Genomic DNA, 17,867 nt, shown 5'->3' on the forward strand with positions numbered 1-17,867 from the left:
GGGGGGGGGGGGGGGGGGGGGGGGGGGGGGGGGGGGGGGGGGGGGGGGGGGGGGGGGGGGGGGGGGGGGGGGGGGCGCGGGGGGGGGGGGGGGGGGGCGCCCCCCCCCGGGGGGGCGGGCCGGGGGCCCCCCCCCCCACCCACCCGCCCGGCCCAGTCCGGAGATCGCCGTTCGAGACCCAGCCACGAGGGGCCCCGCCGTTGGCTGGAACCCATCATTCCATGACGGAATTGGCGCCCAGGCCCCGCTGGGCCTACCATCGGCGGTCCCCCCCCCCCCCGCCCCTTCCATGTCCGCTCCCGCTCCCGCCGCACCGCGCCGCTGGTTCGTCGCTGGCGACTTCAATGGCTTCTTCGGCCTGGTCGTCGACAACCTCTCCATCCTTGGCTTCATCGCCATGGCCCTCATCGGCATGTTCCAGTTCCCCGCCGATGTGGTGTTTGGCCGCATGTTCCCCGGCACGGCCTTCGGCGTGCTGGTCGGCAACCTGCTCTACACCCTGATGGCGCGCCGCCTGGCCGCACGCACCGGCCGCGACGATGTCACGGCCATGCCGCTGGGCCTGGATGCGCCGACCAGCATCGGCATGGCCCTGCTGGTGCTTGGCCCGGCCTTTGCTGCCTTCAAGCAGCAGGGCATGGACCCGCACGCCGCGGCAATCGCCACCTGGCAGCTGGGCATGGCCGCGCTGGTCATCATGGGCGTGCTGAAGCTGATCCTGTCCTTCTTCGGTGAAGCGGTGACCCGCGCGCTGCCGCGTGCGGCGCTGCTGGGCTCCATCGCCGGCATCGCCCTGGTGCTGATGGGCCTGCTGCCGCTGCTGGAAACCCTGCGTTCGCCGCTGGTCGGCTTCACCACGCTGGGCCTGCTGCTGTACGTGCTGATCGCCAAGGGCAAGCTGCCGGTGCGTGGCCCGGGCGTGTTGCTGGCCTTCGTGTTCGGCACCGTCCTCTATTACGGCCTCGGCCTGGCCGGGCTGGGCGTGCCGGGCTTCCAGGTGCCGGCCTGGGTGCCGCCGCAGGTGGTGCTGCCGCTGCCCACGCTGGGCTTCATCGATGGCCTGCCGACGGCGATGACCTATCTGCCGCTGCTGCTGCCGTTCGGCCTGCTAATGGTCGTGGGTGGCATCAACGTGTCCGAGAGCGCGCGCGCGGCCGGCGATGACTACCGCACCCGCGACATCCTGCTGGTGGAAGCGGTGGCCACGCTGGTGGCCGGTGTCTGCGGCGGCGTTGCCCAGACCACGCCGTACATCGGCCAGCCGGCCTACAAGCACATGGGCGCACGCAGCGGTTACACGCTGCTGACCGGCCTGTTCGTCGGCATCGGCGGCATGCTGGGCATCATTTCCGGCCTGGTGCAGTGGCTGCCGCTGGCGGTGCTGGCGCCGATCATCGTCTACGTGTCCATCGACATCACCACCCAGGCGTTCCAGGCCACCCCGCGCCAGCACGCCGGTGCGATGGTGCTGGGCTTCCTGCCCTCGGCGGCGTATCTGCTGGCGATCAAGGCGCCGGGCTGGATTCCCGCCGACCAGATGGGCGCGCTGCTGACCCACGTCGATGGCCACGGCCTGCCGGAACTGGCGGTGATCTTCGCACTGGGCAATGGCTTCATCATCACCTCGATGCTGTGGATCGCCACCGTATCGGCGATGGTCGATGGCCGCCTGCGCCGCGCCTGCGGTTTCCTGCTGGTGGCGGCCGGCCTGACCCTGTTCGGCCTGATCCATTCGGTCGACCCGCGCGGTGGCATCTACCTGCCGTGGGATCTGCAGGGCCTGGCGCGCATCATCAGCTGGCAGTTTGCCGGGGCCTACGTGGCGCTGGCCGTGCTGCTGGGGCTGCTGTCGCTGCAGAAGCAGCCGGTGAAGCCGTTGGCTGACACCGGGCATTGATGGGGCGCCGGGCATGGCCCGGCGTCAGGTGTCCCCGTCCAGCTCGGGGTAATGGCGGAAGATGCCGTTGGTGTTGAACGCCAGCCGCCGCTCCGAGTCCAGGTAGGCGGCGATGTTCGGCCGTTTCGCCACCCGCTCCTGCAGCGCCCGCAGCAGGGGCAGGGTGGGCGCCAGGGCCTGCATCCGCTTCGGGAACATGTAGTCCAGGCCGCTCAGCAGCTGGAACAGCGAGAGGTCCACGTAGGAGTGCTCGCGCAGCGGGTGGCGACCGCCGTTGGCCTCGATCACCTGCTCGAAGTAGCCGAGGAACTTCGGCAGGCGCTCGCTGCGCATCGTTGCCGCGCGCGCCTTGGCCTCGGCCTTCTGCTCCTCGTAGTACTGCGAGGCGGCAATCGGATGATGGGTGTCGTGCACTTCGGCCACCAGATCGGCGATGGTCAACTGCAGCTGCAGCGCCTGCATCCGCCGCGAGGCCGCCTGCGGTACCAGGTCCAGCGTGGGGCCGAGGAAGTCCAGGATCGCCGCAACCTGTGCGATCACCTGCCGTCCGGCCTTCAGGAACGGGGGTGCAAATGGCTGCCCGCCCTCGGCCTGGCCCTGCAGGAACGGCTCCATGACCGCATCACCATGGACGCGTGCCATGTCCACGTACCCGGCGCCGGCATCTTCCAGTGCCAGCCGCACGAACTCGCCACGGCCCTGGATGCCGGTCCAGTAATACAGCGCGTAGTGCATGGCGTGTTCCTTCGCAACGAACCAGCTCCCAGAGTCGCTGCATCGACGCAAAGCAGGCGTGAGCGCCGGGCGTGGGCGACGTCAGTATCTGGCTTCAGGCCCGCGGCGGTGCGATGGGCAGGGCAAAGTCGAAATCGTCCGCTACTCGCATCGCGGACAGTTCGGCCACGGCCCGCAGCTGCAGTCCATAGCCCTGTGCAGGGTGCGGCTGCGGCAGGCCGGTGTACCCATGGATGGCGACGTCGTAACAGCCTGGAACCACGTCCAGATAGTCGCTGTTTGGCAGGCGCTCCTGCAGGCGCTGGCGGTAGTGCAGGAAGAAGTCCGCATCCCACGCCATCAACGCGTGCAGGTCGGCGGCGATCAACACGCCGCTGTCCACCCGCAGCGGGGCGCCGGGATGGCTGAAACAGCGTGTCGCACCCTCGGGAATAGGCGAGGGTTCAACGAAAACCGCGTAGTCGTCTTCTTCGATGGGGTACATCGGGAATACCGCGCCGGCCCGCGTGGCCGCATCACCGACCGCCGGGTCATCAACGAACCTGCTGAAAGGTGCTTCGCCCGGTGCAAGGTGCTGCCGCAGGAGTGCATCCAGCACCTGCGGATCAAACAGCACGATGCCGGGCTGGAACAGGCGTAGTGCCGCGGTGTGTTTCATTGGAACTCCAGAGTGGGCGAAGCGGGCATTCATGCGGCCTGCGCGAAGATGCAGTGTAAACGCGTCAGTACACGGTCGAGTGCGGCGGGGAACCCCGCAAACGCGTGCCGGTCTGACGTAGTCCAAGCAGTTTGCAGAGCGAGGTTGCGCATCATGCAGAAGAGTGGAAAAGCAGTGTGGCCCTGGGTGTTGGGCGTCGTGGTGGTTGGCGGTGCGGGTGCGTGGTTGTTCCGCGACCAGTGGCAGGGTCTGGCCGATCGCGTGGAGGTACCTGCCCAGACGGCACCGCCTTCGACCGCGGCACCCCCTGCGGCACCGGCCACGGAGGCCGCGCCCTCGGCACCGGCCATCCAGCATCCGTTGGACACCGACGTTGCTGCCGATCCGGCGCTGCCAAAAATGGAAGACAGCGATACTGCTGCATGGACCGCGCTGAGCGGCCTGTTGCAGGGGGAAGGCGGGCTGGCGCTGCTGCTGCGGGATCACCTGATCCAGCGCCTGGTCACCCACGTGGACAACCTGGACAAGACCAGCGTGCCACCGTCTGCGCTGGCCACGCGGCCGCTGCCCGGCGGCCTGCAGGTGGAGGCCGGCGAAAACGGCGAGCAGATCGCCGCAGGCAACGCGGCGCGCTATGCACCCTACGTGCAGGCATTCACCGCGCTCGATCCTGCGGCAACGGGTACGGCGTACAAGCGCTTCTATCCACTGATCCAGCAGGCCTACGTCGACCTCGGGCGGCCGCAGGGCTACTTCAACGACCGCCTGGTAGCGGTGATCGATCATCTGCTGGAAACCCCGGAACCGGCGCGGCCGGTGGCGGTGGTGCGTGATGAGCGGGGCCGCTATCGCTTTGCCGATCCCGATCTGCAGTCGCGCTCGGTGGGGCAGAAGGCGCTGCTGCGCATGGATGCCACGCAGGAGCGTGCGGTGAAACAGCAGCTGCGCGCGATCCGCAGTTCAATCACGCGCGGCTGAAGGCTGCAGCGGCAGATGTCATCACCACCGTGATACGGTCGGCGTCGGGTAGACAGGAGTAACCTCGATGCATGCAATGTGGTTGGGAGTGAGTGCGTTGTTCGCCACGGCGGTGGCTTCGCCCGCCACCGTGGACACAGCGAACGCCGAACTGAGCGATCCCTATCGCTACACCCGCAGCGTGCGCCTGGCCGAACTGGGCAGGCTGCAGGCGCTGGGCAAGACCCAGGGGGCAAAGGGACTGCTGGGCCAGGCAGGCTTCTACCGGGTGCGTGGGGAGCTGGAACGCTCCAGCAAAGCCGCCCAGCAATGCCTGCAGGCCGTGGCCAGTGAACCGGCCGACAGCGTGAAGGGCGTCGAGTACCTGTGCTCGGCCACCTTGGCCGGCAATCTGCTGCTGCAGGGCGATATCGCCGGATGGGCAACGCAGATGCTGCAGGTCCGCACGCTGTTGGAGCGTGATATCCGGCCGTTGTTGAAACGCCAGGTGGGCGACATCCATCTTGCCGGCATCAGTGAGCCGCATTTCGAGCGCTTCACCTCCTGGCCGCGCAATGCGCTGGTAGTGCCGGCACCTGCCAGCGATGTCAGCGTTCCCCTGCAGATGAACAACGAACTGCCGACGTTCGCCCTGAAGGTCCGTACCGCCACCGGCGAACGCGAGGTGCGCGTGCATCTGGACAGCGGCGCGGCGCATTCGCGCATCGGGCGCACGTTGGCGGCCGAACTCGGGCTGGCGCTGACCGAGGGTTTCATGGTGGCCGATGGCAAGCCTGGGCAGTTGTATGCGCTGGCGGCGCCGGCCGATCTCGAGATCGGCGGTCTGTCGGTACGCGGCGTGTCCTTCGCAGTGCTGGGCCAGGACGACCTGCCACGCATCGGCCTGGACGTGCTGCGCGCGCTGGGCCGGGTGCGCATCAACAAGGATGCGCTGGTGATCCAGGCCACTGCCACCCCGGTGCCGTGCACGCGGCGGATGGCCACGCTGTCGACGCTGTGGGGGAATGCATATGACGTCCGTTATCCGATCCGCGCCGGCAAGCAGAACGTGCTGGTCAAGGTGGATACCGGCTTCAATGGCGCCTTCCAGGCCCGTGGAACGCTGCCGGCAGCGCCGCCCGCGTCTGCGATCCGGCGCAAGAACGTGATCACCACTGCGGGCAGTGAAGACATCCAGTACGTCGAGGCGACCACGCCGGTGATGATCGGCGAGGAAGTACTGAACCTGCCGGTGGACATCGGCCTGGCACCGGGGCCTGACCCCCTGTTCAACCCGGACTGGCGGGTGGGTTTCGCCGCGACCCAGCGCTACAGCCTGTACATGGACGTTGCCGGCACCTATGGCTGCCCGGTTGCCGTTGCTGCCGCGCCGCCGCTGCTGCCACCGAAGCCGGCTGCCGCGCCACCCGCCGGCGGCTGATCGCAGCTACAGGGTCTGCAGGAATGCCTCGATGTCCTGCAGGTCCTGGCGGCTGAGCCCGCGTGGCCGCAGCAGTGGATCACGCGCAGGGAAGGGCGCCGCATCGGCCGCAGGCGAGGCCGGTGCCCGCGGGCGCGCGCCGCCGACGTTGTAGAACGCCAGTACGCCCGACAGGCGCGGGATCAGGCCGTTGTGCATGTACGGCGCGGTGCTGGCCACGCCACGCAGCGATGGCGTGCGGAAGCGGCCACTGTCGGCGGGATCGCCAGTGACTTCGTAGCGGCCCAGGTCCTGGCGTGGGCGTCCGTGGAAGTGCAGGCCGAGATTGTGGAAGCCGTTGTCGGTGAGCGCGGCCCCGCTGTGGCAGTTCATGCAGCCGGCCTGCATGCGGAACAGGTGCAGGCCGCGCAGCTGGGCATCCTCCAGTGCACCCGCATTGCCACGCAGGAAGCGATCAAAGCGGCTGTTGCGTGGCGACAGGCTGCGCTCGAAGGCCGCGATGGCCTGGCCGAGCTGGGCGGCATCGATGCGCGGTTGCGCGAACACCTCGTTGAACGCACGGCGATAGGACGCGTCGCGGCGCAGGCGGCGCACGGCGCCCTGCGCGCTGAACCCCATTTCGATGGGATCGGCGATGGGGTGCAGGGCCTGGTCTTCCAGCGTTGCGGCGCGCCCATCCCAGAACAGCGGTGATGCGTGTGCGCTGATGGCAACGCTGGGTGCATTGCGGCGGCCGGGTTGGCGGTCGTGGCCGAACGATACGCGGCGGCCATCGGCCCAGCCCAGATCGGGATCGTGGCAGCTGGCACAGGCCAGTTGCCGTGATTTCGACAGGACCGGATCGAAGAACAACCGGCGCCCCAGCGCGACCTTGGCCGGGGTGGATGGATTGCCTGCAGGATCGACCGGTGCCGGCAACGGCGCGAGTTCCTGCCAGGCAACACCGGGGTCGACCTCCGGCGCGGGCCAGCGCGTGCTGGGGCCGCTGTAGAGCGCGCGCAGGCAGGGACCGTCCGGGCGGGCGGGCAGCACCTCGGGGCAGGGCGTGTCGCGCGCAGGCGCAGGCCCGCCCGCGCTGCCCAGCAACAGGGCAGCGACGGGCAGGGCCAGGCGCAGTGGGTGCAGGCGCTTCATCGACAATGGCCCGGCAGATGCCTGCCGGGCCGCCGGCTCAGAACGAATAGCCCATTTCCAGCCAGAAGCTGCGGCCAGGTTCGAAGTACATGGTGCCGGCGGCGGCACCGCTGGCTGTGGTCAGGTTGGTGCGGTTGAGCACGTTCTGCACTTCCACCCGCACATAGGCTTCCTGCCCGCGCGGCAGGGCCCGGCGGTATTCCAGGTTGGCATCCCAGGTCCAGCTGCCGGAGAAGCGGCGCGTGGTCAGGTTGCGTACGCTTTCGCCGTCGATGACTTCCAGGGCTCCCTCGGTGGTGCCTTCGAAGCCTGCGCGGTAGCGGAAGAAGTTGTTCCAGCTCAGGCCCCAGGCTGGAATGTCGGTGCGGGTGCTCAGGCGTGCGCTCCAGGGCCGCAGGTACTGGGTGGCGGGCAGTTCATAGCGGTACATCAGCTTGCCATCCAGGCGCACGCGCTCGAACAGGTCAGGGTGGTCTTCGTAGCTGTTGTAGTTGCGGTTCACATCGGTGTGGTCGGCCGAAAGCTGGAAGCTGTTGCGGGTGCCGGCAAACTCCAACGGGCGCTGCGGGCTGACCGACAGCGTCCACGTCTGCGAATCGCTGCGGCCTTCATTGGTGTATTCGAAGGTGTTGAGGTTGTAGAGGTCGCGGTCCGGGCTGTCGACCTTGCGGCGCAGGATGTCCTTGCGGCTGCTGCGGTCCACGTACTTCAGGTGGAACTGCAGGCCGAACGCCTGCTGGTCCACGCCCAGGGTCCATTCGTCGGTGTAGGGCGAATCGACATCGCTCAGGCGGTTGGTGGCCACGTTCCTGGTGCTCTTCGCATCTTCCCAGCGGGTGCTTGCGCTGGTGCGGTCCAGCGTGTCGCGCAGGCGCTCGCGGCCATCGCGCAGCAGGTAGCTGTAGAAGCTGCGACCGTAGTAGCGGTTCACGCCGGCGTTGATGACCGTACGCTGGTCACCCAGCACATCCCACGACGCGGCCAGGCGCGGTGACACATTGGTCTGCTTCCACAGGTTGTTGCGGTCCAGGCGCAGGCCGGGACGGAGGTTCCAGTTGCCGATGCGGATGTCGTCCTGCAGCCAGGCTTCGTACTCTTCGCCGCTCACCTCGAACTGGCCGGCATGGAACAGGAACATGCGCTTGAAGTACTGGCCGGTGCCGCCGCTTCTGGTCGGCGACAGTGAGCAGCTGAAATCATCCACGCTGCCGTCGGACAGCGTGCAGCTGCGGGTGGTGGCGGTGCTCAGCAGTACCCGGTGGTCGTTCAGGCGTTGGTAGTCGCCATCGCGGCGCTGCACGCCGGCACCGAACTGCAGGGTGTGTTCACTGCTGCCCAGCTGCAGCGGTTCGCGGTCGGCCACGAAACGGTAGCCGATGCGGCGGTCGTGCTGGTCGATGTTGCCCCAGCTGCCCTCGGTGCTGATACCCGACACGCCCCAGTCGAAGTCGTCGGAGATCAGCCAGTTGCGCATGTAGTCCAGGTCGCCGCGGCGGCTGGTTTCCACCTCGCTGTAGTTCAGGGTGTTGCGCAGGGTCCAGGCCGTGCCGGTCCAGTTCGCGCGCAGGCTGGCAGTGGGCCCGCCGGACTTGATGCTGAAGTACGAATCGCGCGAATTGGAGATGAAGTAGACATCGTCGGTGGGCGCGTAGGACAGGTTGGCACCGAGCTGCAGGCCTTCACCATTGCTCCAGTCCAGGGCCACCGTGGCGCTGGTGTTCTCGCGCGTCTGGGTGCGGGTGTTGACGTCCGCGCCGGTGGTTTCACGGCCGCCGGCGTAGGCGCGCAGGGGGATCTCCGAGCGCGTGCGGGTGAAGGTGCCGATGATGCCCAGGCCGCCGCGCGTGCGTCCTTCCAGCCGCGCGCCGACGCGGTACTTGTCGTACTGCGGCTGGTATTTGTACGTGTCGGATTCCTCGAAGTTCTCCTGCTGCGCGTCGTTGGCGATGATGCTGTCCCAGGCCGAGCGGGCCATGCGGAACCAGACCTTGCCGTGCAGGCCGTCGGTTGCAGAACGGCTGCGCGCGTCCACGACGCCGCCCAGGAAGTGGCCGAACGAGGCCGGCACATTGGCGTCGTAGACGGTCAGCGATTCCAGCAGGTCCACATCCACGGCGATGCCCTGCGCGCCGCCGGGCACATCGAAGTTGTGCGCGGGGTTGCCGTTGTCGGGCGTATCGGCCGGATCGAGATCGTTGTTGATCGTGGCGCCATCGAGCAGCAACAGGTTCTGGTAGTACGGCGCGCCATTGATGCTGAAATCATCCGGGCGGATTTCGCCCATGTTGCGGCTGCTGCGGTTGGTATCGCTGAACTGCACCGCCGGGTTGCTGCGCAGGGCCGTGGCGATGTCCCCATTGCCCTTCACCTGCGCATCCAGGGCATCGGCATCCAGGGTGACGCCCTGGCCGAAGGGCAGCGCCTGCGGCAGCGCCACCTTGCCATCGGACGCCCCCACGCGCAGCGGCTGCGTCTGCCGCGTGGTCTTCGCGCCCTGCAGGGTGTAGCTGCCATCGGCCCGTCGCACTGCACGCAGGCCCGTGCCCTGCAGCAGCGTGCTGAAGCCTTCGTCCACGCCCGCTGCCTCATCGACTGGCGGCGCGGTGCGGCCCTGGGTCAGCGCCGGATCGAAGGACAGGGCGACGCCATGCTGGGCGGCAAAGGCGCTCAGCGCACTGCCCAGCGATGCCGAGGCCGGTGCGTTGGCGGGCTGCCCGGCGGGTGCGGTCTGGGCGAAGGCGGGTGTGGCAGCCAGGGCGATGGCCAGCAGGCTGTAGCGGAAACGGGGTGGCATCACAGGCATGGAGGGAGCCGGCAGAAGAAGGATTCACTTCCTCTGCCACGCAGGATCGAAAAAAGTGTCATTGCGTCGAGGCGGCCGCGCGCACGCGTACTGTCAGGCCCTGATCGATGCGCAGCGGATAGGTGGCGGCCAGCATCGACAGGCTGCGCGGCAGGTCATCCAGCGGGAATGCGCCGGACACCGGCAGGGCCGCCACGGTGTCATCCACCCGCAGCCAGCGCCGGTGGTAGCGGCCCAGTTCATGCAGCAGGACCTGCAGCGGCAGGCTGTCGGCCACCAGCATGCCGTGCAGCCACGCGTCGCTGCCGGGCGCAGCGGCCTGCGGTGCGGCCAAGCCGGCGTCCCCCCAGCGCAGTTGCTGGCCGGCTGCAACGCGCTGCGTGGCACCGGCGGCGGTGGTCACCTGCACCGCGCCTTGCTGCACCACCAGCAGGGTGGCATCGTCGAACAGGCGCACGTTGAAGCGGGTGCCCAGCGCCTGCAGCATCCCCTGCGGGGTAGCCACCCGCAGGGGCCGCGCGGGGCGGTGTGGATCGGGCGCGGTGTCGATATGGATCTCGCCGCGCCGCAGCCGCAGCAGGCGCTGCTGGCCATCGAAGGCGATATCGACGGCGCTGGCCGTGGCCAGGTGCAGCACGCTGCCGTCGTCCAGCACGCGGCGCAGGCGTTCGCCCACGGCGGTGCGCACGCTGGCGTCCCAGGCCGCATCGTCGTACAGGCGCCAGGCCAGCCAGCCGCCCAGCGGCGCCACCAGCAGCGCGGCAACGCTGCGCAGCACGGCGCGTCGGCCGGGCGATGCAGGGCGCTGCAGCGCGCCATGGGCGAGGGCGGGTGGCACCAGGCCACTCAGCGCCAGCAGCCGCTCCGCACGCTGCCAGGCGCGTGCGTGCTCGGGATCGGCATCGTGCCAGCGCTGCCACTGCGCACGCTGCACGGCATTGCCGTCCTCGTGCAGGCGCATCAGCCAGTCGGCCGCCTGTTCCAGCACACGGGGCGACAACGCCCGTTCGCCTGCAGCCTCCACGCCCATCGTCAGCAGGCGTGTGCCAGGCAGCCCATCAGGGCGCGCTTCATGTGCCGCTTCACCGTGGACAGCGACAGCCCCAGCTGCTCACTGATGGCCTCGTAACGCAGTCCATCGAACTGTGCGAGCAGGAACACCCTGCGCGCCATCGGCGGCAGGCCGTCCAGCATCGCGTCGATCTGCTGCAGCGCCTCGCGCATCAGCGCCTGTTCTTCCAGTGACGGCAGCACCGGTTCCGGAAACTGCGCCAGGTACTCCAGGTAGGCGCGTTCCAGCGCCTGGCGGCGGAACCAGTTGGCCGCCAGCCCGCGCGCGACGGTGGTGAGGAACGCCCGCGGCTCGCGCAGCGCGGCCAGATCGCGGCCCTGCAGCAGCCGCGCGAAGGTGTCCTGGGTGAGGTCGTCGGCCACATCGCGATTGCCCACGCGGCCGCTCAACCAGCCCTGCAGCCACCGGTGGTGGTCGCGGTACAGCGTGCCCAGTTGCTCGTGGTGTGCGTGCATGCGGAAGGCGCGGTCGCGCATGGATCGAAATGAGAATGATTCGCAATTATGGCATTGGCGAGGCCGGCATGCCAGCCCTGGCGCGCGGCTTGCGCTGGATCAACGCGCTGCCTACGCGCCCGGGCGCATGCTTGCCACAGGCTGACCAACCCAATGGTGCAGTCGCAGCCACCCTTGAAACCGGGTGGGGCAACCGCATCTTCCCTGCATCGCCGGCGCGGGCCGGCACTGATGACCGATGAGGATTCGCAATGCGGATGGACAAGCTCACCTCGCGTTTCCAGCAGGCGCTGGCCGACGCGCAGTCGCTGGCCGTGGGCCGCGACAACAGCATCATCGAACCGGCACACCTGTTCAGCGCGCTGCTGGACCAGCAGGGCGGCAGCACGCGTCCGTTGCTGGCCCAGGCCGGCGTCAACGTCCCGGTGCTGCGCGAGCGCCTGGCCGAGGCGCTCGACGCGCTGCCCAAGGTGTCCGGCCAGGCCGGCAACGTTTCGATGGGCAATGACCTCGGGCGCCTGCTCAACCACACCGACAAGCTGGCCCAGCAGAACGGCGATGCCTTCATCGCCAGCGAGTGGTTCGTGCTGGCCGCGCTGGAAGACAGCGGCACGCTGGGCATGGCGCTGCGCGCCGCCGGCGCCGACAAGGCGCGCCTGCAGGCCGCCATCGACAAGCTGCGTGGCGGCGAGAACGTGCAGTCGGAAAACGCCGAAGAACAGCGGCAGGCGCTGGAGAAATACACCATCGACCTGACCGCGCGTGCCGAGAGTGGCAAGCTCGACCCGGTGATCGGCCGCGATGAGGAAATCCGTCGCACCATCCAGGTCCTGCAGCGCCGCACCAAGAACAACCCGGTGCTGATCGGCGAACCGGGCGTGGGCAAGACCGCGATCGTGGAAGGCCTGGCCCAGCGCATCATCAACGACGAAGTGCCCGAGGGCCTGCGTGGCAAGCGCGTGCTGTCGCTGGACATGGGCGCGCTGATCGCCGGTGCCAAGTTCCGCGGCGAATTCGAGGAGCGCCTGAAGGGCGTGCTCAACGACCTGGCCAAGAGCGAAGGGCAGATCATCCTCTTCATCGACGAGCTGCACACCATGGTGGGTGCGGGCAAGGCCGATGGTGCGATGGATGCGGGCAACATGCTCAAGCCGGCGCTGGCCCGGGGCGAGCTGCACTGCGTGGGTGCCACCACGCTGGACGAGTACCGCAAGTACATCGAAAAGGATGCCGCGCTGGAGCGCCGCTTCCAGAAGGTGTTCGTGGGTGAGCCGTCGGTGGAGGACACCATCGCCATCCTGCGTGGCCTGAAGGAAAAGTACGCGGTGCACCACGGTGTTGAGATCACCGATCCGGCCATCGTCGCCGCCGCCACGCTGTCCAACCGCTACATCACCGACCGCCAGCTGCCGGACAAGGCCATCGACCTGATGGACGAGGCCGCTTCGCGCCTGCGCATGGAGATCGACTCCAAGCCGGAGGAGCTGGATCGCCTGGAACGCCGGGTGATCCAGCTGAAGATCCAGCGCGAGATGCTGAAGAAGGAGAAGGACGACGCCTCGCGGCAGCGCCTGGCCGATCTTGAGAATGACATCGACGGCCTGGAGCGCGAGTTCTCCGACCTCAATGAAATCTGGAAGTCGGAGAAGGCTGCGCTGCAGGGCGCCACGAAGATCAAGGAACAGGTGGAGCAGGCCAAGCTGGACCTGGAAGCCGCACAGCGCCGCCAGGATTTCGCCCGCATGAGCGAGATCCAGTACGGCCTGCTGCCGCAGCTGGAAAAGCAGTTGGCTGCTGCGCAGGCACTGGATGCCAACGACTTCAAGCTGGTGCAGGACAAGGTCACTGACGAGGAGATCGCCGAGGTTGTTTCGCGCTGGACCGGCATCCCGGTCAACAAGATGCTCGAAGGCGAGCGCGACAAGCTGCTGCGCATGGAAGAGGTGCTGCACAACCGCGTGGTCGGCCAGGAAGAAGCGATCAAGGTCGTCTCCGATGCCGTGCGTCGTTCGCGTGCCGGCCTGTCCGATCCGAATCGTCCGGGTGGCTCGTTCCTGTTCCTCGGCCCGACCGGCGTGGGCAAGACCGAGCTGTGCAAGTCGCTGGCCGAGTTCCTGTTCGACAGTGCCGACGCGATGATCCGCATCGACATGAGCGAGTTCATGGAGAAGCACAGCGTGGCCCGCCTGATCGGTGCGCCGCCGGGTTACGTGGGCTACGAGGAAGGTGGCTACCTGACCGAGGCCGTGCGCCGCCGCCCGTACTCGCTGATCCTGCTGGACGAGGTGGAGAAGGCGCATCCGGATGTGTTCAACATCCTGCTGCAGGTGCTGGACGATGGCCGCCTGACCGATGGCCAGGGCCGCACCGTGGACTTCCGCAACACCGTCATCGTGATGACCTCCAACCTGGGCTCGCACCAGATCCAGGACATGGGCAGCGATGACAGTCCGGAGGCCTACACGCAGATGAAGGCCGCAGTGATGGGCGTGGTGCAGGCGCACTTCCGCCCGGAGTTCATCAACCGCCTGGACGACATCGTGGTGTTCCACCCGCTGGACAAGCAGCAGATCAAGCAGATCGCCCGCATCCAGATGCGTGGCCTGGAGCGGCGCCTGGCCGAGCGTGGCTTGAAGCTGGTGGTGTCCGATGCAGCGTTCGACCTGCTCGGCAACGTGGGCTTCGACCCGGTGTATGGCGCGCGCCCGCTGAAGCGCGCGATCCAGGCGCAGCTGGAAAACCCGTTGGCGCAGAAGATCCTCTCGGGGGCCTTCGTCAACGGCGACACCATCGAGGTCGGCAACGATGGCGGCCACCTGGTGTTCGCCAAGGCCTGATCCAGAGGTAGTGCAAGACGGGGCGCCGCGCGGTCATCGCGCGGCGCCTTTTTTGTGCGCTGATAACGGCGGGTAAGGGCGATATGCCGAGCTGATCTGACCCGTGCGCAACGGCTGCCCTATGGTGGCCGTTTCCCGGATGGAGTCAGGTGCGATGAGTGACCCGCAGTGGCAACTGGAAACCCTGGCCGTGCATGGCGGCTACCGTCCCGACCCGACCACGCGCGCGGTGGCGGTGCCGATCTACCAGGCCGTGGCGTACGCCTTCGATGACACCCAGCATGGCGCGGACCTGTTCGACCTGAAGGTGCAGGGCAACATCTACACCCGCATCATGAACCCCACCACCGACGTGCTGGAACAGCGCCTGGCGGCGCTGGAAGGCGGCATCGGTGCACTGGCGCTGGCATCGGGGCAGGCGGCCATCACCTATGCCATCCAGACCATCGCCGAGGCCGGCGACAACATCGTGGCGGCCAGCGCGCTGTATGGCGGCAGCCTCAACCTGCTGGCGCACACCCTGCCGCAGTACGGCATCCAGGCACGATTCGCCGACCCGGCGGACCCGGCCGCCTTCGCTGCGCTCATCGACGAACGCACCAAAGCCGTATTCGTCGAATCCATCGGCAACCCGCGCGGGAATGTGACCGACATCGCCGCGATCGCCGAGGTCGCCCACGCCGCTGGCGTGCCGCTGATCGTCGACAACACCGTGGCCACGCCGTTCCTGCTGCGCCCGTTCGAGCACGGCGCCGACATCGTGGTGCACTCGCTGACCAAGTATCTCGGTGGGCACGGCACCAGCCTGGGCGGGGCGATCATCGACTCGGGCCGCTTCGACTGGGCCGCGCAGCGCGCACGCTTCGCCCGCCTGAATGAACCCGACCCCAGCTACCACGGCGTGGTCTATACCGAAGCGCTCGGGCCGGCGGCGTACATCGGCCGCGCGCGGGTGGTGCCGCTGCGCAACACCGGCGCCGCACTGTCGCCGTTCAACGCCTTCCTGATCCTGCAGGGCATTGAAACCCTGGCCCTGCGCATGGAGCGCATCAACGCCAACGCGCTGGCGGCGGCGCAGTACCTGCAGGCGCACGCGAAGGTGGCCTGGGTGCGCTATGCCGGCCTGGCCGACGACCCCGAACATGCCGCTGCGCAGCGCTACCTGGGCGGGCACGGCTCCGGCGTGCTGACCTTCGGCCTGCCCGGTGGCCGCGATGCGGGCGCGCGCTTCCTGGATGCACTGAAGTTGTTCACCCGGCTGGTGAACCTGGGCGACGCGAAATCCCTGGCCACGCACCCGGCCTCCACCACGCACCGCCAGCTCGACGCCGCCGAACTGGCCCGTGCCGGTGTCAGCGAGGACACCGTGCGCCTGTCGATCGGCATCGAACATATCGACGACCTGCGCGCAGATCTCGAACAGGCCCTGGCGGCGGCCTGATAGCCACCGGCTTGGTCGTCATCGCCAGCGGCGATCACCACCCCGCGCAGGATGGGGTACGGTGGAACTGCCTCTCCAAGGCGTGGCAGAACTGGCAATCCCCAGCAGTACAGATCCCCGACGGGTGCGGGCCCGCCGGGGATTTTTTTTTGAGATAGATCCACGCCATGCGTGGATGGATGGCCATCGAAGAGCATCCACGCATGGCGTGGATCTACCGTGTCGACCAAGGTCGACACCTACCAGAGCAGGACCAGATCGAGCCTGTTGTGCAGTAACGGGATACGACCCAGTGCCGACCAACGGTCGGCACCCACCAACAGCAGCATCCCCAGCAGCAGCATCCCCAGCAGCAGCATCCCCAACAGCAGCATCCCCAACAGCAGCATTCCCAGCAGCAGTTCCAACAGCAGCATTCCCAGCAGCATTTCCAGCAGCATTTCCAGCAGCAACATTCCCAGCAGCAGTTCCAACAGCAGCAGTTCCAACAGCAGTTCCAACAGCAGCAGTTCCAACAGCAGCGGGAACCTGTCGAAGGCGGGGTGGGTCCGGTGGCAGGGGTGTGAGCGGCATGGATGCCGCGACCAAGCCCCCATGGACGGGTTTACGGCGTCCCCTGCCACCGGACCCACCCCGCCATCCCACGGAATGCAGGCTTTTGACGTTGACGTTGACGTTGACGTTGCCTTGGCTCGCAGCAGGTGCAGGGCTGCAAGCCCTGCCGCCCGCACACCCCTCACACCACCGGAATGCTGTGCTGCCCCAGGTTCCGGTACGGCGGCGTCGACATGATCATCTCCGCCAGCGAATACGCCAGCTCGCGCTCGGCCATCACCGTGCCATCGGCACCGTGTTCCAGCAGATGCTTCACTTCCGCATCGCTGTGCGCCCGCGCCAGCAGGGTCAGGTCCGGGTTGATCGCCCGCAGCTTGGCCAGGGCCTCACCCGCTTCCAGCGGCTGCGGAATGGCCAGCACCGCGATCTTCGCGCGCTCCGGGTGGGCCTCGGCCAGTACCCGGTCGGCAGCGGCGCTGCCGCGGATCGCCGCCAGGCCCCTGGCGTGCGCCTGCTCGACGTGTTCCTTGTTGTCATCGATCACCAGCACCGGCACGCCACGGTCGCGCAGCACCTGGGCCAGCTCGCTGCCAACGCGGCCATAACCGATCACGATGGCGTGGTCATGCAGGTCGCGCGACGGGCCGGTGGCCTCTTCGGGCTCGGCCGACTGCGGCGACTGCTCCTGCTTGGCCTGCCAGCGGTCCAGCAGGCCGAACACCAGCGGGTTCAGCATGATCGATACCAGCGCACCGGCCAGCACCAGCGACTGGCCTTCCTTGGGCAGGATCTGCAGCGCCACGCCGAGGCCGGCGATGATGAAGGCGAATTCGCCGATCTGCGCCAGGCTGGCCGAGATGGTCAGCGCGGTGCTGGTCGGGTGGCCGAAGGCGCGCACGATGAAGAACGCCGCCGCCGACTTGCCGAACATGATGATGGCCACCGTCGCCAGCACCTGCCACGGGTGCTGCACGATGATGTTGGGGTCGAACAGCATGCCCACCGACACGAAGAACAGCACCGCGAACGCATCGCGCAGCGGCAGCGAGTCATGTGCCGCCTTGTGGCTCAGTTCGGATTCGTTGAGCAGCATGCCGGCGAAGAACGCGCCCAGCGCGAACGACACGCCGAACAGCATGGCCGAGCCGAACGCCACGCCCAGCGCGATGGCCAGCACGGACAGGGTGAACAGCTCGCGCGAACCGGTGCCGGCGATGCGCTCCAGGATCCACGGGATGACCCGGCGGCCGACCACCAGCATCACCGCCACGAACAGGCCCAGCTGCACGAAGGTCCAGCCGATATCGGCCAGCACGCTGCCGATGCTGTGGGTTTCCTTCGAGGCGTCGGGGCCGAACACGCCGGCCAGCACCGGCATCATCACCAGCGCCAGGACGCAGGCCAGGTCCTCGACGATCAGCCAGCCCACTGCGATCTTGCCGCGCAGGGTTTCCAGCAGGCGGCGTTCTTCCATCGCCCGCAGCAGCACCACGGTACTGGCGGTAGCCAGCGAGAAACCGAAGATGACCCCGTGCAGGGCCGGCCAGCCCATCAGCCAGGCCACGCCCCAGCCCAGCAGGGTGGCCACGGCGATCTGGCCGATGGCACCGGGGATGGCGATGGCCTTCACCGCCATCAGGTCCTTCAGCGAGAAGTGCAGGCCGACGCCGAACATCAGCAGCATCACGCCCAGTTCGGCCAGCTGGTTGGCCAGCGCCTGGTCGGCGACGAAGCCGGGGGTGAACGGGCCGACGCAGATGCCAGCCACCAGGTACCCGACCAGAGGAGACAAGCGCAGCTTGTTGGCCAGCGCGCCGAAGATGAAGGCGAGCCCCAGGCCAACGGCCACGATGTTGATCAGGTCGGTGTCATGGTGCATCGG

The 17,867-nt window shown here is 68.0% G+C and carries 13 protein-coding genes; 5 read left to right on the forward strand and 8 right to left on the reverse strand.

Annotated features, from left to right (window positions below; all coding sequences use genetic code 11):
• Positions 1-289 precede the first annotated feature (289 nt).
• Complete coding sequence (locus tag QMZ26_RS18055) at positions 290-1,897, forward strand: hypothetical protein (protein WP_200734271.1); 1,608 nt, start codon at positions 290-292, stop codon at positions 1,895-1,897.
• Between the two features lie 24 nt (positions 1,898-1,921).
• On the opposite strand, the gene QMZ26_RS18060 is transcribed toward QMZ26_RS18055, so the two are convergent.
• Both QMZ26_RS18060 and QMZ26_RS18065 read right to left on the reverse strand, forming a co-directional pair.
• Positions 1,922-2,632 (reverse strand): glutathione S-transferase, encoded by a 711-nt coding sequence (locus QMZ26_RS18060; protein WP_079222919.1) that lies wholly within the window; start codon positions 2,630-2,632, stop codon positions 1,922-1,924.
• A gap of 94 nt (positions 2,633-2,726) precedes the next feature.
• The gene (locus QMZ26_RS18065) at positions 2,727-3,290 is read right to left on the reverse strand and encodes a hypothetical protein (protein ID WP_283222244.1); all 564 of its coding nucleotides are present in this window, start codon (positions 3,288-3,290) and stop codon (positions 2,727-2,729) included.
• 153 nt (positions 3,291-3,443) lie between these two features.
• Between QMZ26_RS18065 and QMZ26_RS18070 the strand changes: the two genes are divergently transcribed.
• Together QMZ26_RS18070 and QMZ26_RS18075 are read left to right on the forward strand one after the other, a co-directional pair.
• On the forward strand, positions 3,444-4,268 hold the full coding sequence (locus tag QMZ26_RS18070; protein ID WP_283222245.1) for a DUF3014 domain-containing protein: 825 nt from the start codon (positions 3,444-3,446) through the stop codon (positions 4,266-4,268).
• A gap of 88 nt (positions 4,269-4,356) precedes the next feature.
• The gene (locus tag QMZ26_RS18075; protein WP_283222246.1) at positions 4,357-5,688 is read left to right on the forward strand and encodes an aspartyl protease family protein; all 1,332 of its coding nucleotides are present in this window, start codon (positions 4,357-4,359) and stop codon (positions 5,686-5,688) included.
• Positions 5,689-5,694: 6 nt separating this feature from the next.
• Here QMZ26_RS18075 and QMZ26_RS18080 read toward each other — a convergent pair whose 3' ends face one another.
• The 4 genes from QMZ26_RS18080 to QMZ26_RS18095 form a co-directional block, all read right to left on the reverse strand.
• Positions 5,695-6,822: a cytochrome c peroxidase gene (locus QMZ26_RS18080; RefSeq protein WP_283222247.1), complete on the reverse strand. Its 1,128-nt coding sequence runs from the start codon at positions 6,820-6,822 to the stop codon at positions 5,695-5,697.
• A gap of 37 nt (positions 6,823-6,859) precedes the next feature.
• Complete coding sequence (locus tag QMZ26_RS18085; RefSeq protein WP_283222248.1) at positions 6,860-9,616, reverse strand: TonB-dependent receptor; 2,757 nt, start codon at positions 9,614-9,616, stop codon at positions 6,860-6,862.
• A 67-nt stretch (positions 9,617-9,683) separates the two neighbouring features.
• Entirely contained in the window at positions 9,684-10,625 is a 942-nt protein-coding gene (locus tag QMZ26_RS18090; protein ID WP_283222249.1) for a FecR domain-containing protein, read from the reverse strand.
• 32 nt (positions 10,626-10,657) lie between these two features.
• Positions 10,658-11,173 (reverse strand): sigma-70 family RNA polymerase sigma factor, encoded by a 516-nt coding sequence (locus tag QMZ26_RS18095; protein ID WP_283222250.1) that lies wholly within the window; start codon positions 11,171-11,173, stop codon positions 10,658-10,660.
• A 230-nt stretch (positions 11,174-11,403) separates the two neighbouring features.
• Between QMZ26_RS18095 and clpB the strand changes: the two genes are divergently transcribed.
• Both clpB and QMZ26_RS18105 read left to right on the forward strand, forming a co-directional pair.
• Positions 11,404-13,989 (forward strand): ATP-dependent chaperone ClpB, encoded by a 2,586-nt coding sequence (clpB, locus tag QMZ26_RS18100; RefSeq protein WP_283222251.1) that lies wholly within the window; start codon positions 11,404-11,406, stop codon positions 13,987-13,989.
• Between the two features lie 154 nt (positions 13,990-14,143).
• Entirely contained in the window at positions 14,144-15,430 is a 1,287-nt protein-coding gene (locus QMZ26_RS18105) for an aminotransferase class V-fold PLP-dependent enzyme (protein ID WP_283222252.1), read from the forward strand.
• A 239-nt stretch (positions 15,431-15,669) separates the two neighbouring features.
• On the opposite strand, the gene QMZ26_RS18110 is transcribed toward QMZ26_RS18105, so the two are convergent.
• Positions 15,670-15,945, reverse strand: coding sequence for a hypothetical protein (locus QMZ26_RS18110; protein WP_283222253.1), 276 nt, complete (start codon positions 15,943-15,945; stop codon positions 15,670-15,672).
• 221 nt (positions 15,946-16,166) lie between these two features.
• Entirely contained in the window at positions 16,167-17,864 is a 1,698-nt protein-coding gene (gene ybaL, locus QMZ26_RS18115) for a YbaL family putative K(+) efflux transporter (protein WP_283222254.1), read from the reverse strand.
• Positions 17,865-17,867: the final 3 nt, after the last annotated feature.

This window comes from Stenotrophomonas sp. PFBMAA-4 (assembly GCF_030053215.1).
Taxonomy (GTDB): Bacteria; Pseudomonadota; Gammaproteobacteria; order Xanthomonadales; family Xanthomonadaceae; genus Stenotrophomonas.